Genomic DNA, 14,753 nt, shown 5'->3' with positions numbered 1-14,753 from the left:
TTTTCCTACACTCATTTTTTATTTTATTCTAAGCTTTTGCTCCAGGTTCAGAAGCAATAATCGTCAAGTCACCTTCAACTCGCCATTTAGTAATATCATTTGGTAAAATAAAGCTGGTACCTTTAGTCAATTCATAACTCTCAGAATTCACTGTCTCACTATCTTCAATAATTAGATTACCAATACCATCTATAACCGTAGCTAAAGTATACGGAGCATTTTTTTTCAATTTCAATACGCCTTTGACCTGCCATTCATACACATTGAAAAATGGTGTTTTCAAATACGTAACAACGCTTGATTGTCCTTGGTTTTGCTGTTGAATCGATAATTCAGCATTCTTGGCTGGAACTGTCGTTACATCCACTGATTGCTGGATATGCAATTCTCTAGTTTGACCTTGATCATCTTTTCTATCATAATCATACACTCGATAAGTTGTATCACTGCTTTGTTGTGTTTCTAAAATCATGATCCCTTTACCGATCGCATGGATCGTTCCACTCGGCACATAGAAAAAGTCGCCTTTTTTTACTGGAACTCTCTTCAACAAATCATCCCAGCGCTCTTCCTTGATCATCTCGTGAAGTTCTTCCCGACTTTGAGCATTATGACCATAAATGATCGTAGCTCCTGGTTCAGCATCGATAATATACCAGCACTCAGTTTTACCAAGCTCGCCTTCATGAGCTAAACCGTAAGTATCATCTGGATGAACTTGGACAGATAAATCATCTTCGGCATCTAAAATTTTGGTTAACAAAGGAAAAACATCCCCTTCGGCATTACCGAATAGCTCACGATGGTTCGCCCAAAGCTCGTCTAACTTTTGACCAGAAAATTCACCATTTTCTACAACACTTATCCCATGAGGATGCGCGCTGATCGCCCAGTCTTCCCCAATCTTATTGCTTGGTAGATCAAAACCGAATACAGTGTGTAAACGATCGCCACCCCAAATTTTTTCTTGGAATACTGGTTTTAAAAATAAAGGTTGCTGCATAGTTTAGAGACTCCCTTCCATTTATACTCGTCAATTATACCACTAAAAAGAAAGCGATTCATCTTTGTTTGTTATTTTTTCTTTTAAATATATTTCAATAAGCTCGTCTCTTTTTTTGATGTATTCTGCTCTATTATCATTTGGATGAACCCGATTGGATAAAAATACAAACCCTTCTTTTTCCAAAGGATCGATCAATAAAAAAGTACCTGTATAACCTGTATGAAACAACAAGGGGCTATCGGTGAAATCATGTTTCAAATCCCATCCTAAAGAACGCCGCCCTTTTCCGTTTGGTGTTTGATCTCTTAATAATAAATCGATCGTATTCTTCTCTAATACTTGATTTTTATTGTATGATCCCTCATTCAAATACATAGATACAAATTTTTTCATATCCGTTAAATTGGTGAACAAGCCAGCATTTCCCGCATGTTCAGCTAAGACAAACGCCTTTGGATCATGAGTTTGACCACGGATCAATCCTCGCACAGGATGAATTTCAGTTGGAACAGTTTTTAAAGGATCTTCAGGTAAAAAAAGACTGTCTGACATTCCTAAAGGTTGTAAAACTCTCTCCTCAAAGATCTCAATAGCCTCTTTTCCAACTAATTCTTCCAACATAAATCCAAGTAAAATCGTCCCTGTATCTGTATAAGCAACTTGCTTTCCTAACAGGTCACCAGATTTCACCTGAGAGTAGGCCGAGCGCAACTCATCTTTTGACAATGAATCTCGATTTTTAATGTAACTTTGAATATCCACTGTATGCGTCAGAAGGTGCCGAATCGTTATTTTTTCATCTTCAAATATTGGATAATATGCTTTGAACGGCTGGTCAATGTCTATGATTTTCTTTTCCATCAACTGTAAAACAACGGTCGTCGTACAAATCACTTTAGTCAAAGAGGCCACATCAAATAGCAGCGAACAATTCATGGGTTCGACTGCGGGTAATATTTGAGCATTCCCCCAAATATGATCTTCAACTTTGTCCTTTGTTATAAAAGAAAAACTAACACCTGGAAAAACTCCCTCATCCATCAATTCTTTGATTTTTTCTGTCGTCTCTTTATATATCATTATTTTTCCTCATTCAAACCTTATGTCAAGATTTTTTAAATCATCGAAATTATTTCTTAATTTCTGACAAACCACCATTCGATTTTACTAGGATCATAGATGGTTAAAATAGTTAATTTTTTATCTACAAAAAATTCTTGTTTTTGCTCTTCTAAATGCTGCTTCAGCTTTTCCATCTCTTTTTTATGTCCTATTGTCAAAACAAAAAAGTCCAAGCCTAAAGCTTCTTCTTCGGTTGCTTTTTTACTACTTTCTTTAACCCAATCATCTAAATGAATCGAAAAATTTCCTTCATTCATCAATAATTGATCCGTCGTTTTCCCCTTAGAAGTCATCCCCAATATCCTTTGATAAAACCTATAATGCTCCGCTTTATCTCTCACACTCAGTTTAATTCGATCAAAACGTACATCTGCCGAAAGACTTGAATACAAAACCTTGCTTTGACGTACAAGTGCGTCGATATCTAATCGTTCAATTGCTTTCATACTTTGATCCTCTGCACCTTCTTGATAACAAACTTCAAGTTCATTGCCTTCTGGATCTTTGAGAAATACACTTTTTCGCTTTCCCTGCTTTATTGCTCTGTCAATTGGATAATTATGTGATGTAATTCTTCTTAAAATACTGCCAAATTCTTCCTTTGTTGGAATTAATAAAGAAAAACAAACAGCCTTCTCAAAAAAACTCATTTGACCTTCTTGTGAGTCGGTCTCTTCTAATATGAGCAAGCGGCTATCCTTTTTCTGAGAGCCAAATAATGATAAATTATTTTCTTCTAACTTTAAAATAAACCCTAACACATTCTTATAGAAGCTAACCATGCTATCTACATTTTTTACTCGAAGCGCAATCGTTTTCACATATACATCTTCTGATAGTTGAAACTTTTCCATCCGTCTTCCCCCTCCGAATGTCTCCCTCTATTTATTCTAAACATCTCTAATGATTTCGGCAAGTAAATGCTCTTTTCAAAAAATGAGGGCATATAAGAAATCTTTGAGAATCTCGAATTTTTTCACCTATACCAATTGACTGAATAAGCTTTAATATTGATTCATCTCTGTCCCAATTCAAACACACATATCAACTAACATTAAATATACTGCAGATATAATCAGACAAAACGAGATGATCATTTTATCCAATGTTTTTTTTATGTTACGCTTTTAGACGGTTAAGGAACTTAGTAACTATTAGATAACAATCATAGCTCATACTTTATTTACTGACTCCATTTTCTAACCAATTTAACTTTACTTTAAAATTATTGATAAGTTCCTGGATGTCGTATTCGGAATCTTTTTCTAATTGTCGATATCCCTCTGTGATCGAAGAAAAGATACTATTCATGATCATTTGCATAAGCATTTTAAATTCTAGTTCATTATTGATCTTTAATTGAGTAAGGTCTATACGCGCATAAATCTGATGACCATGTCTCTTTTTCTGGTGTTCTGCTCCTTTTTTATTACTTGTAATGAAGCGAGGAGACACACGACTGGTTGATTGATCATCCATATTCATAAAAAAATTCTTATAAAACAATGCATGCTCTCCAGTTAAAACCTCAAAAATAATTTTTGAAAAGTATATCTTTATTCCTTCAAACAAATTTCCCTCTGCTTTTTGAATACATTTTTCAATATCCTTTTTGCTATCTTGTCTTAGCAATTCAAAATAATAATAGTAAAGATCTTCTTTGTTTTCAAAATATTGATAAAAACTACCTCTTGGTATTTCAGCTAGCTTTACGACATTCGCAATCGAGGCCTCTTTTAATGATGTTCTAGAAAATTCATTTTTCGCAGCATTTAACAATCTACGCTGTTTTTCTTCAGATAAATGAAAAAAAGTAGTTTTTGGCATTTAATACCTTCCTTTCCAATACACGACAACTAAAACGTGACACACTGTCATCATATCATTGGAAAATTAAAATATGGAAAAATAATTGGATTTTTTTCTTGTCTTTTTACAACCATCTGTTTATTTTGAGCACTTCATCTACTGCTTGTTTCACATCTTTAACAACCTCTTCATACGATTGATTTGCATCTATAAGATAAGAATTTTGATAGGTTATCACTTTGTCTTTATTTTGATATTCTTGATCATACAACGCAGAACGTTCTTTAATAATCTCATCCTCATCTTCACGTGATTGCAGTCTTTTTAATACATTTTTTTTAGATACTTCTAAAAAAATAGGAATAACCATGTTTCCAAATCTTTTTTCTATATCTTGAAACCCTTTGATCGTTAAAACATCATATGCATAATGATCACTTGTTTTTTGAAGCAACTCGTCAATTCCGACTCCATATTGATTTCCATGATAAGTATCATGTTCTGCTAAAGCATTGGTTCTTACTAGCTCTTGAAACTGCTCGTTCGTCTTAAAATAATAATCAACACCATCTTGTTCTTCTTTACGCATCTGACGTGTCGTGTTCGAGATTACTTTGTATGCTGCAGGAAAAACAGCTTCTGCAACCTTAGTTTTCCCAGAACCGCTTGGGCCGATGATAACAAAGAATGGATAGTTTAATTTTTTTCTTTCCACTCTGCATTCCCCCTTACCAGCCACTATACAACAACTAGAATCCTGCTTCAACGATAAAGAAATAGACAACCACGATATTTAATTCATGTCTGCCATTAAGTGTTTTATTTAGTTTGGATAATTGAATAATTAAAAGGTATTTGTAAATAAATGCTTAGCGCAATTATATTATTATAAATGATTTTATTTATTAGTAAGCACATTCATTATCACCTTCTAAAAAACAAATTAAAAATATGGTAAAAAATAACTTCCCTTTTGTAATCCATATGATATAATCATATAAATGGTATTTTATTAGAAATACTGTTATGCATCTTCTAACAGCGTTAATTAAACTTCCCCAAGCTTTGATATGTTAGGAGATGCATGTGTTTTTATGTTCCGGCAGTGAAAGCATAAAGACTAAATAATACAACAGCAATACTTAAAGACATTTTTACTCCCCCAATCTATAAACTATTTATAAAAGTTGTTTAGATAACAAAACCTCTATAAGTAAACCATAACAAACTTAAAGAACAAAATAAACAACCACTTAATTTTATTGCATATAAAGCAAATAATAGACGCATTTTTTCAAATAATTCAGTTTTGTCTAACAATTCTCATTTTTAATCTCATACCTGCAATTTTTAGGAGTGAATCATATGAACATCGGTGAAACTTTACGTTTTTTTAGAAAAAAACTACATCTTACACAAAAAGAAATGTTGGATAATCATCTAGATCCTTCATCTTATTCTCGCATTGAACACGGAAAACAAATTATACGAATTGATACATTGGCAGAAGTTTTAAATAAATTATCACTTTCACCAGAAGAATTTTTTTCTCGTGTATCTTTAGATAAGGAGCAAAAAAAATTTAGAGCATTATTTTACTACTGTGCGGAACATTTAAATAATAAATCAACAAAACAAAAACTAATTGATTATTATCAAGAGTTGGCTAAATTTCAATACAATTTAAAAGAACGTTCAAATTACATTGTTATCAAGGTTTATTTTTCTCAATTTTGGGAAGAAATCCCCCCACTAACCGACAGAGAAATTAAAGAGATAACAGACTATTTATTGAAAAAAGATTATTATCAACAATATGATTATCTGATTCTATCTAACACAGTTAGATTCTTTAACGAAAAACAACAAGACTTAATCCTTATGCGAGCTATTCCAATTGCGGATGAAGATCTGAGGGATGCAACAACTAAAAATTTTGCTTATAATACGATTACGAATTTAATTACTTCTAGAATACATGCAAAGGATTACGCTGGTGCAAAGAAATATTTAGCTATTGCTAAAAAGCAAGATAAGGACGGAAAAAATTATAACTACCGTATGAATCTTCAATATTTAAATAATCTACTCGAATATCTATTAACTGGTGAACATCAATACATGGAGTATATTTATGATTTTATTAAATTATTAGAAAATATTGGTGACGTTCATCAAGCTGAAATATTAAAAAAAGAGGTAACATACTTGACCCACAGTAACTTCACCGTTACCAATAAAAATGATTTTCCCACTGGTTTATTTAAATATTAACATTCTTTTCTGAACTAGAAAATAGAGCTGTAAATCAGATGTTTCTCTCTGATTTACAGCTCTGTTTTTTTCTTTATTTTAAATCTTGTCCATTTGTTTCTATCACTTGTTTGTACCAATTAAATGATTTTTTCTCATAGCGATTCATCGTACCTTCACCATTATCATCTAGATCAACATAGATAAAACCATAACGTTTGCTCATTTCACCTGTTGAAGCACTTACTAAATCGATACAGCCCCATGGTGTATAGCCCATTAAATCAACACCATCTTTTATTGCATCAGACATTGCTTCAATATGACGACGTAGATAATCAATACGGTAATCATCTTCTACATAAAAGTTTTCATCTACTTTATCGATTGCACCTAAGCCATTTTCAACAATGAATAACGGTTTTTGATAACGATCGTACAATTCGTTCAAAGCGATTCTCAACCCTTCAGGATCGATCTGCCAGCCCCATTCACTTGCTTCTAAGAATGGGTTACGCACACCACCTAATAGATTTCCAGTAACTGTATCCTCTTCTTCAGCTGTTTCATTGACTGCTGACGACATATAGTAACTAAAACCAATATAATCAACAGAATATTTTTTCATTAATTCTAAATCATCTGCACCGATTTCTAAATCTGAGACACCATATTTATCAAACATCCGTTGTTGGTAAGCAGGATATTCACCACGAACTTGAGCATCTGTACAGTAGAAGTTAAATTCTTGATTTTGAGCTAATGTTGCCATTTGATTGACTGGATTTGCATCGATGCTGTACGTTGTTGCATAAATGATCATACAACCAATTTGCATATCCGGATTGATTTCATGACCGATTTTTACTGCTTTGGCGCTAGCTACAAATTGATTATGCCATGCTTGGAAGATATTTTGATAATCACCAGCACCTGTTGCTTTGACCATTCCTTGGCTTAGAGCTGGGAAATGGAATGCTGAATTGATTTCATTAAACGTCATCCAATATTTTACTTTTTTACCATAACGAGTCAACACAACTGTTGCATAGTTTTCAAAGAAATCGATCATTTTACGATTTTTCCAGCCACCATATTCTTTGGCTAAATGCAAAGGCATTTCATAATGAGAAATTGTGATCACAGGTTCGATCCCATGTTTTAAACACTCGTCAATCATTTGATCGTAGAATTTCAAACCTGATTCATTTGGTGTAGCTTCATCACCTTTAGGAAAAATTCTAGACCAAGCAATCGAGAATCGATAACATTTAAAGCCCATTTTTGCAAATAAAGCTATGTCCTCTTTAAAACGATGATAATGATCGATTCCGCGATGATTCGGATAAATAAATTTATCTTCATCAATTTCCCAATTAAATGTCTCACTACCTAAAATCTGAAAACGTTGTTTGCCGCCTGGCATTGCATCTGCAACTGACAATCCTTTGCCATCAGAGCGATAAGCCCCTTCTAATTGATTGGCAGCAGTTGCGCCGCCCCATAAAAATCCATCTGGAAATACAGTTATTTTGTTTGACATACGATTTTCCTCCTAAATTTAAAAACGTAATAAATCAATTTCTTTAACGAACAATTGCCAAGAAATCTTCTCCATGTAAAACGTCTGTTTGTTCCATATCTAGTACATCTAAATAATCGCCACTATTTGTTACAACAACAGGTGTCACCACAGGGTGTCCTGCTGCTTTGATTTTTTCAATATCAAATTTAACTAATAGATCGCCTTGTTTCACTTTATCGCCTTGCTTCACTTCTATTTCAAATCCGTCACCATCCATCTCAACAGTGTCCATACCAATATGCATTAAAACTTCTGCACCATCTTCTGTTGTGATCCCAACTGCATGACCTGTTGGAAATAGTGTTGTGACTTCTCCATTAGCAGGTGCGTATAGTTCACCTAACGTTGGTTCAACTGCGATTCCTTTACCTAAAGCTCCTGATGAGAATACTTGATCTTCGATTTTGTCTAAAGGAACGATTGTACCTGTGATTGGGCTTGTTAAAACAATTTTATCATTTTTTGTGTCTAAATTAGAATTTGTATCTTTTACAGGTGTTTCACTGCCTGCATCTGGTTTATCGTCAAATTTTAAAATAAATGTTAATACAAAGGCAATGACAAAAGCAATCACGGTTCCGATTACTGCAGCAATCAAGCCAGATGTATCTTTTGTATCTTGAGGGATAAATCCTGGTAAACTCAATAAACTAATCAAACCAAATACATAGTTTTGAACATGACTGAAACCAATAAATGCTCCACCGACTGCTCCACCGATACATGCAGCAATAAATGGTTTTTTAAGTGGTAAAGTAACACCATAAACAGTTGGTTCTGTAATACCAAATACGGATGTCATTGTAGATGAAAGAGCTAAACCTTTTAATTTCACATTTTTTGTCATAAAGAATACAGCTAATGCAGCGCCACCTTGAGCTAATACAGCTGGTAATAACATTGGCGCCATTGTATCAACACCACCACCTGCTTGAGAAAGATTAAGCATCATGATCGGCACAAAGCCCCAGTGCATTCCAAACATAACGAATACTTGCCATAAACCACCCATCACTGCACCTGCAATAATTGGACTAAAACCATAAATTCCATTGTAACCTTTACCTAGTAAATCACCTAAAACTGTACCGATTGGGCCAATTGCAATAAACGTAACTGGTGCCATTACTAAGAAAACTGCTAAAGGAACACAGATAATTTGTAAGAAAGAAGGAATTACTTTCTTAAAGAAACGCTCAACATAACTTTGAACATAGACTGCTAAAATAATCGGGATAACAGATGAAGTATAAGCACTTGCTCCAATAATTACTGGAATACCTGCAAAAGTCAACGGTTGTCCAGCTAAAGCCGTAATGCTAGGATGAACAAGCGCCATTGCTAAACAGACTGCTAAAAACTGATTTGTTTTGAATTTTTTCGCAGCAGTAAATGCCAGTAGAATCGGTAGAAATGTGAAAATCCCATCAGCAATTGCAAAAAGAACAACATAAACACCTGATTTATCAGTCAGCCAATTCAGTGTAACAGCTAATGTTAAGAATCCTTTTAAAACCCCAGCTCCGGCCATTGCGCCTAGGAACGGTGTAAAAATAGAAGAAATAATATCGATCAATTGATTAAAGATATTACCTTTAGGTCCTGCGTCTTTTTCCGAATCATCGTCACCTAAACCACTATGTGCCATCAATTCTTTATAGACATCACTAACATGACTGCCAATTACGACTTGATATTGCCCACCACTTCTAACAACCTGAATCACGTCAGGATCTTGATTTAATTTTTCAGTATCTGCTTTTTCCTCATCTTTTAATTTGAAACGTAAACGTGTTGCACAATGAACTACACTATTCACGTTTTCTTCTCCGCCAACTAGCGTTAAAACGCGTTCAGCTATTTCTTGATTTTTACTCATTTTATATGCCCCTTTTCCATTATTTTTTATATAAAAAAACCTAAACTGAAAAAACAATGATCAACTATACTTAAAAAACATAAATATAGATAAATCGCTTGTTTTTTCAATCTAGGTTTTGCCTGCTAAACAGTAACAATCCGCTTCGATTGAAAGTTAAATTTTGTAATCAATAAAGTTACATACTATATTTTTTTCTCTCCAGCTACTCGCTGAATATGAATGGTCAAATAAATTTGTTCCGCTTTATCGATTGGTTTTTGATATTTTTTGACTAGATAGTCATTAATTCTCTGTACCGATTGAAACGCCTTAGGATATTTACTTTGAATCAACTCGTAAAGAAAGTCATCTTCCTCATCGTGGGCTTCATTTTGCAAATAACGCTGAGCAAAATATTGTAAGTGCGTCACGATTCTTTGATAATTCAATGAATCTTCATCGAATGGCTTCCCGAAATAACGACTGACGATCGTTAGGATATCTCGCACCATTTCAGTAGCTGACATTGTCACTTCCATGTTGCCATTTGCCTGTTCACTATTTACGATATGAAAGGCAATAAAACCAGCTTCACTTTCTGAAAACTCAATGTTCAGTTTCTCCTTGATCAGCGCTACACCTTTTCTAGCTATCGCAAATTCTTTAGGATAAAACTTTTTTGTTTCAAACATCAATGGGTTGGGCATTTCAAGACCTTCATTGGCTCTCATAATCGCATAATGGATATGGTCCGTCAATGTTAAGTAGATATTCGATGAAAGCTCGATGCCTAAATCTTCTTCCGCAATATCTACGATCTTTTTAACTAGCTCGACTTCTTCTACAGGTATATCTGCAAATAACTGCTGAAATTGTCCTGAAGTGATGGAATCTTTAAGAACAAACTCTTTTTCAATAAAAGTTGGATCGATCTCATCACCAATTTTTTTCTGGAATGCCAGTCCTCGGCCCATACAGACGATTTCTTCACCTGATTCATTTTTTGTCATGACGACATTATTATTTAAAATTTTTTCAATATTCATGATGAACCTCACTTTTACAAATACAAATGAAAAAAACCTAGAATCCACCCAAATAAGTTGCTATGGAAGATTCAGGTTTTGCCTGCCGAACAGTAACAATCCTTATTACATGGACAGCATAACATTAATTTAATTGATTTGCAACCCTTTTCAAATACAAATAAAAAATGATTATTTAGACAACTATTAAGAAATGTCAAAGTCGCATTGCAAACGTTCAGAAAAAGAGTTACAATCTATGCCATAGTTTTAAAAAATACATATTTTCAAAGGATGAGTTACATGTTTGAATCAATTTCAACACCAGATTTTGAAACACTTTATACTGAAACTGAGCTTAACGTCATTGATATTCGTGAAACTGAAAGTTTTTTACAAGGACACTTAGCACATTCTATGTCACTGCCTGCCACTGTTTTACCTAATATGTTAAAACAGCTGAATAAAGAAAAAACCTACCATATTATTAGTTACAGCGGACGCCGTTCTGAAGTTATCGCCTCTTTTATGGCTTCTAAAGGTTTTCATGCTGTCCATGTAATCGGTGGGATGCAACAACTAGCTAAAGCTTCATAATATTGTACAATATAAAAGCGTTTATACTGTTTTTATGTGACTGGGCTATCACTCATAGAGTGATAGCCCAGTCACTTTTTTCTTATTTGTAATCATGAAAAGTGCTTACTTTTCATATATTTTAAGTAAAAACTTGCTTTTCTTACTTTTTATTAGTAAAATAGTTTTTGTTTATAAATAATCATACTTAGGTATTCGAAGGAGACTTTACATGTCAAAATTACTAGTTGTTAAAGCACACCCACTTACTAAAGAAGAATCTCGTTCTGTCCGTGCATTAGAAACCTTTTTAGAAAGTTATCAAGCTCAAAATCCAGCTGATGAAATCGACGTTCTTGATGTCTACGCTGATTTCGTTCCTGAAATTGATGAGGAGTTACTTTCTGGATGGGGTGCATTACGCACTGGTACTGAATTTACTGCATTAAATGAAAGCCAACAAACAAAAGTTGCGCGTTTCAACGAATTAACGGATCAATTCCTAGGCGCTGACAAAGTAGTTATTGCCAATGCTTTATGGAATTTAAATGTTCCGACTCGTTTAAAAGCATGGGTTGATACAATCAACGTTGCTGGAAAAACTTTCAAATATACTGAAGAAGGTCCAAAACCTTTGACAAACGGTAAAAAAGCCTTGCATATTCAATCAAACGGTGGTTTTTACGAAGGACAAGATTTTGCTTCTCAATATGTAAAAGGAATTTTAAACTTTATCGGTGTTGCTGAAGTTGATCAATTATTTATTGAAGGTATCGACCATCACCCAGAAAAAGCCGAAGAATTATTAGGTGCAGCAATGGATCAAGCAACAACTCTTGGAAAAACATTTTAAACGAAGTGTACCGAAACAAAAATAGTTCGCTACGATAGCTAAGCTTAATCGCAACACTTTTGAACTTAAAGAAGCTAGGAAATAACTTTCGACGTTATTTCCCAGCTTCTTTTATTATTCTAGTTTTTTTAATTCCTCATCTTCGTGATACAAACTTGAGACATCTTTATACCATTCAAAAAGGTGTGTTGTAAGTACTTTAACTGCTGCGTATACTGGTATACCCAAAATGACTCCCACTACACCAAATAACTTTCCAGACGTCAGTAATACCACTAAAATCGTCACTGGATGGATATCTAACTGACTTCCTAATACAAGCGGCGAAATTACTCGTCCTTCGATCGTTTGTTCAATAACAAAAACGACTAAAACTTTGGCTAATAAAACTGGACCGCCTACGATTCCTAAAAAGACTGCTGGCACCATCGCCAAAAATGAGCCTAAATAAGGAATTAAATTAAGAAAGCCTGCTGTAATTCCTAAAGTGATCGCATAATCCAATCCAATAAATGAAAAACCTAGAATAAACATCACTGCTACTGCAAAAGCAACAGTCAATTGACCTCTAATATATGAAGAAACTTGCGAATTAACTTCTCCTAAAACTTTTAAGGTTGGCTTGCGCATTTTATTAGGTAAAAATTTCATCAAATACGGTGCTAACTGTTTACCATCTTTCAAAAGATAAAATAAAATAAATGGCATTGTAATAATTGCTACTACAACAGTTGCAACAGCACCTACAAAATTCCCCAAGCCTTGAACAGTAAATGTCGAAATATTACGAATGATATCCCCTAAAGAGCTAATCAATTTGTCTCCCGTATCTTCTAATTGGCTTCTAAATTGAGCAAAGAAAGGATCGCTTAAAAATTCTTGCATCTTCGTATCAATCGTATCGATATACTGAGGAAAATGATTTCCAAAACTGACTGTTTGTTCCTGAATTTTAGGAACAATGACAACCAATCCCCAAATGATCAACGCTACTACAATAATAAACAATCCGATGATGCTCCATATACGAGGAATTTGTTTCTTCTCTAGATAATCGACCACTGGATTCATCAAATAATATAAAATCCCTGCCATGATCAGCGGTAGACCAACAACTCCCATAAATTGCCAAAGCGGTTTAAATAAATAAGATACTTTTGTAAAAACTAGCAAGATCAACAAAATCAATAATACAACCAATAATGCTGTTACAACCTGATTATTTAAAAACCAACGCCAAAACCACGAAAAGCGTGTGTCTTTATCTTTTCCTTGTTCCATTCAATCACACTCCAAGCGATACATATTCTATTATTGTTCCAACTTTGATTGTTGGAAATATACTAGGAGTAACATATAGACCATTAACAATTGCATCTTCTTCAGGTACATCGTCAAAAACCAATGTCACATGGGCAATACTATTTAAGTTATTGTTCGCAAATGGTCCAACGTAAGATAATGTATATTCTTGTTCATCAATTTTTAAACGATCGCCTTTTTTCATTTCCAAAGATTGCGTTCCTTGAAATTTTTGAATGACGGAATATTCTTTCAAACCTTCTGTCGCGCTTTCCCCAAAAAGTATGATCATCGGTTCTTTTTCATCAAGTGCTTGAATGCCAACTTCTGTTACTACAGCTTCCATATCATTATCGCTCCTTCTCCAATTAATCAATCTTCATTATAGCATATAACTTTTTTTCATATTCAATAATTTAAGCTTATTCACGCATAAAAAAATATGGCTAGGAAATAACTCCATGAGTCATCTCCCAACCACAGCTTTTTCTTATTTTCTACAAATGCTAAAAGACTATGCTAAAATCGTTACTTCTACTTGCCTTCTTCCCCACTCAATACATTGAGAGACATCAGAAAAATGTAGATCAATAATATTTCCTTTGATTGCACCGCCTGTATCACTAGCTATAGCTTCACCGTAACCTTCTACATATAGCTTAGTACCTAATGGAATCACTGACGGATCGACCGCAATTGCCATGGGATCTACTCGAAGATCTTGACCCATAGCAGTTAGATTTCCACCACCGATAAATCCTTCATTACATGAGTATGCAGTAGCTTCCATCATCATCTTTTGTCCACTTGGTTTTGCATTTGCTGCTTTTTGTTTATCTAATTCCGCTTGTTTTTTCTCGGCTGCTTCTTTTTCCTTTGCAACTTTTTCAGCTTGTGCTTTTTTAGCTGCCTCAGCTTTCACTACTTTTTCTTTTTCTATTTTTTCTTTATTTAAAATATCACTTTTTACAAGTTGAATTGCTTCTCCTTGAGCTAATGAGTGGATCAATGAGCGAGAGAAGTTTTTGGCTGTATGTTCTGACACAACAGTGTAGCTCGTTAAGCTTTCTAGTTCGCTGCTTTTATTTTCTGCTGCGTATACAGGAATCACGGATCCAGTAACAAAACAGCTTATTATAAACAAAATTGGTAACCATCGTTTCTTCATTAAATAGTTTCCTCCCTAAAATTCATACGAGAGTTATCATATCATGGGTCAAAACGTTAATGGTTACTATTTAATTAAGGCTACGTTACAGTATGCAAGAAAGCGTTTTATCGATTGTCATATTATAAATATTTTCATCTTTTTTTAGTAAAAAAAATAAAAGTAGTTCAAAAATATCCCGTTATATTAAGGA

14 protein-coding genes are annotated in these 14,753 nt (G+C 34.0%); 3 read left to right on the top strand and 11 right to left on the bottom strand.

All coding sequences use genetic code 11. The features are described from left to right. Positions 1-28: 28 nt before the first annotated feature. The 5 genes from manA to JZO69_RS04130 all read right to left on the bottom strand — a co-directional run bounded on the left by manA (position 29) and on the right by JZO69_RS04130 (position 4,652). The gene (manA, locus tag JZO69_RS04150) at positions 29-1,003 is read right to left on the bottom strand and encodes a mannose-6-phosphate isomerase, class I (protein WP_207111636.1); all 975 of its coding nucleotides are present in this window, start codon (positions 1,001-1,003) and stop codon (positions 29-31) included. A 42-nt stretch (positions 1,004-1,045) separates the two neighbouring features. Further along, on the bottom strand, positions 1,046-2,083 hold the full coding sequence (locus JZO69_RS04145) for a serine hydrolase (protein WP_207111852.1): 1,038 nt from the start codon (positions 2,081-2,083) through the stop codon (positions 1,046-1,048). Between the two features lie 59 nt (positions 2,084-2,142). Next, entirely contained in the window at positions 2,143-2,982 is an 840-nt protein-coding gene (locus tag JZO69_RS04140; RefSeq protein ID WP_207111635.1) for a VOC family protein, read from the bottom strand. Between the two features lie 325 nt (positions 2,983-3,307). Continuing rightward, a complete protein-coding gene (locus JZO69_RS04135) occupies positions 3,308-3,955 on the bottom strand; it encodes a TetR/AcrR family transcriptional regulator (RefSeq protein ID WP_207111634.1) in 648 nt (215 codons plus the stop codon). Positions 3,956-4,061: 106 nt separating this feature from the next. Beyond that, on the bottom strand, positions 4,062-4,652 hold the full coding sequence (locus JZO69_RS04130; RefSeq protein ID WP_207111633.1) for a guanylate kinase: 591 nt from the start codon (positions 4,650-4,652) through the stop codon (positions 4,062-4,064). A 650-nt stretch (positions 4,653-5,302) separates the two neighbouring features. Between JZO69_RS04130 and JZO69_RS04125 the strand changes: the two genes are divergently transcribed. Next, positions 5,303-6,211 (top strand): helix-turn-helix domain-containing protein, encoded by a 909-nt coding sequence (locus tag JZO69_RS04125; RefSeq protein WP_207111632.1) that lies wholly within the window; start codon positions 5,303-5,305, stop codon positions 6,209-6,211. A 73-nt stretch (positions 6,212-6,284) separates the two neighbouring features. Here JZO69_RS04125 and JZO69_RS04120 read toward each other — a convergent pair whose 3' ends face one another. The 3 genes from JZO69_RS04120 to licT all read right to left on the bottom strand — a co-directional run bounded on the left by JZO69_RS04120 (position 6,285) and on the right by licT (position 10,682). After that, a complete protein-coding gene (locus JZO69_RS04120) occupies positions 6,285-7,733 on the bottom strand; it encodes a glycoside hydrolase family 1 protein (RefSeq protein WP_207111631.1) in 1,449 nt (482 codons plus the stop codon). Positions 7,734-7,776: 43 nt separating this feature from the next. Continuing rightward, the gene (locus JZO69_RS04115; RefSeq protein ID WP_207111630.1) at positions 7,777-9,654 is read right to left on the bottom strand and encodes a beta-glucoside-specific PTS transporter subunit IIABC; all 1,878 of its coding nucleotides are present in this window, start codon (positions 9,652-9,654) and stop codon (positions 7,777-7,779) included. A gap of 185 nt (positions 9,655-9,839) precedes the next feature. Next, positions 9,840-10,682, bottom strand: coding sequence for a BglG family transcription antiterminator LicT (licT, locus tag JZO69_RS04110; RefSeq protein WP_207111629.1), 843 nt, complete (start codon positions 10,680-10,682; stop codon positions 9,840-9,842). 282 nt (positions 10,683-10,964) lie between these two features. Between licT and JZO69_RS04105 the strand changes: the two genes are divergently transcribed. Continuing rightward, positions 10,965-11,258, top strand: coding sequence for a rhodanese-like domain-containing protein (locus JZO69_RS04105; RefSeq protein WP_207111628.1), 294 nt, complete (start codon positions 10,965-10,967; stop codon positions 11,256-11,258). A gap of 211 nt (positions 11,259-11,469) precedes the next feature. Further along, a complete protein-coding gene (locus tag JZO69_RS04100) occupies positions 11,470-12,090 on the top strand; it encodes an FMN-dependent NADH-azoreductase (RefSeq protein WP_207111627.1) in 621 nt (206 codons plus the stop codon). Between the two features lie 114 nt (positions 12,091-12,204). On the opposite strand, the gene JZO69_RS04095 is transcribed toward JZO69_RS04100, so the two are convergent. From JZO69_RS04095 to JZO69_RS04085, 3 genes are all read right to left on the bottom strand, one after another. Then, positions 12,205-13,371, bottom strand: a complete 1,167-nt coding sequence (locus JZO69_RS04095) for an AI-2E family transporter (protein WP_207111626.1) — start codon at positions 13,369-13,371, stop codon at positions 12,205-12,207. 4 nt (positions 13,372-13,375) lie between these two features. Beyond that, a complete protein-coding gene (locus tag JZO69_RS04090) occupies positions 13,376-13,738 on the bottom strand; it encodes a PTS glucitol/sorbitol transporter subunit IIA (protein ID WP_207111625.1) in 363 nt (120 codons plus the stop codon). Positions 13,739-13,906: 168 nt separating this feature from the next. Continuing rightward, positions 13,907-14,560 (bottom strand): 3D domain-containing protein, encoded by a 654-nt coding sequence (locus JZO69_RS04085; protein ID WP_207111624.1) that lies wholly within the window; start codon positions 14,558-14,560, stop codon positions 13,907-13,909. Positions 14,561-14,753: the final 193 nt, after the last annotated feature.

This window comes from Candidatus Enterococcus ikei, assembly GCF_017316105.1.
Taxonomy (GTDB): domain Bacteria; phylum Bacillota; class Bacilli; order Lactobacillales; family Enterococcaceae; genus Enterococcus_L; species Enterococcus_L ikei.
This window is presented reverse-complemented; position numbering and strand designations above follow the sequence as displayed.

Bases quoted from the DNA above. Each gene is read 5' to 3' on its own strand.
- manA (WP_207111636.1), bottom strand. From the start codon at position 1,003: ATGCAGCAACCTTTATTTTTAAAACCAGTATTCCAAGAAAAAATTTGG.
- JZO69_RS04140 (WP_207111635.1), bottom strand. From the start codon at position 2,982: ATGGAAAAGTTTCAACTATCAGAAGATGTATATGTGAAAACGATTGCG.
- JZO69_RS04135 (WP_207111634.1), bottom strand. From the start codon at position 3,955: ATGCCAAAAACTACTTTTTTTCATTTATCTGAAGAAAAACAGCGTAGA.
- JZO69_RS04125 (WP_207111632.1), top strand. From the start codon at position 5,303: ATGAACATCGGTGAAACTTTACGTTTTTTTAGAAAAAAACTACATCTT.
- JZO69_RS04120 (WP_207111631.1), bottom strand. From the start codon at position 7,733: ATGTCAAACAAAATAACTGTATTTCCAGATGGATTTTTATGGGGCGGC.
- JZO69_RS04115 (WP_207111630.1), bottom strand. From the start codon at position 9,654: ATGAGTAAAAATCAAGAAATAGCTGAACGCGTTTTAACGCTAGTTGGC.
- licT (WP_207111629.1), bottom strand. From the start codon at position 10,682: ATGAATATTGAAAAAATTTTAAATAATAATGTCGTCATGACAAAAAAT.
- JZO69_RS04105 (WP_207111628.1), top strand. From the start codon at position 10,965: ATGTTTGAATCAATTTCAACACCAGATTTTGAAACACTTTATACTGAA.
- JZO69_RS04100 (WP_207111627.1), top strand. From the start codon at position 11,470: ATGTCAAAATTACTAGTTGTTAAAGCACACCCACTTACTAAAGAAGAA.
- JZO69_RS04095 (WP_207111626.1), bottom strand. From the start codon at position 13,371: ATGGAACAAGGAAAAGATAAAGACACACGCTTTTCGTGGTTTTGGCGT.
- JZO69_RS04090 (WP_207111625.1), bottom strand. From the start codon at position 13,738: ATGGAAGCTGTAGTAACAGAAGTTGGCATTCAAGCACTTGATGAAAAA.
- JZO69_RS04085 (WP_207111624.1), bottom strand. From the start codon at position 14,560: ATGAAGAAACGATGGTTACCAATTTTGTTTATAATAAGCTGTTTTGTT.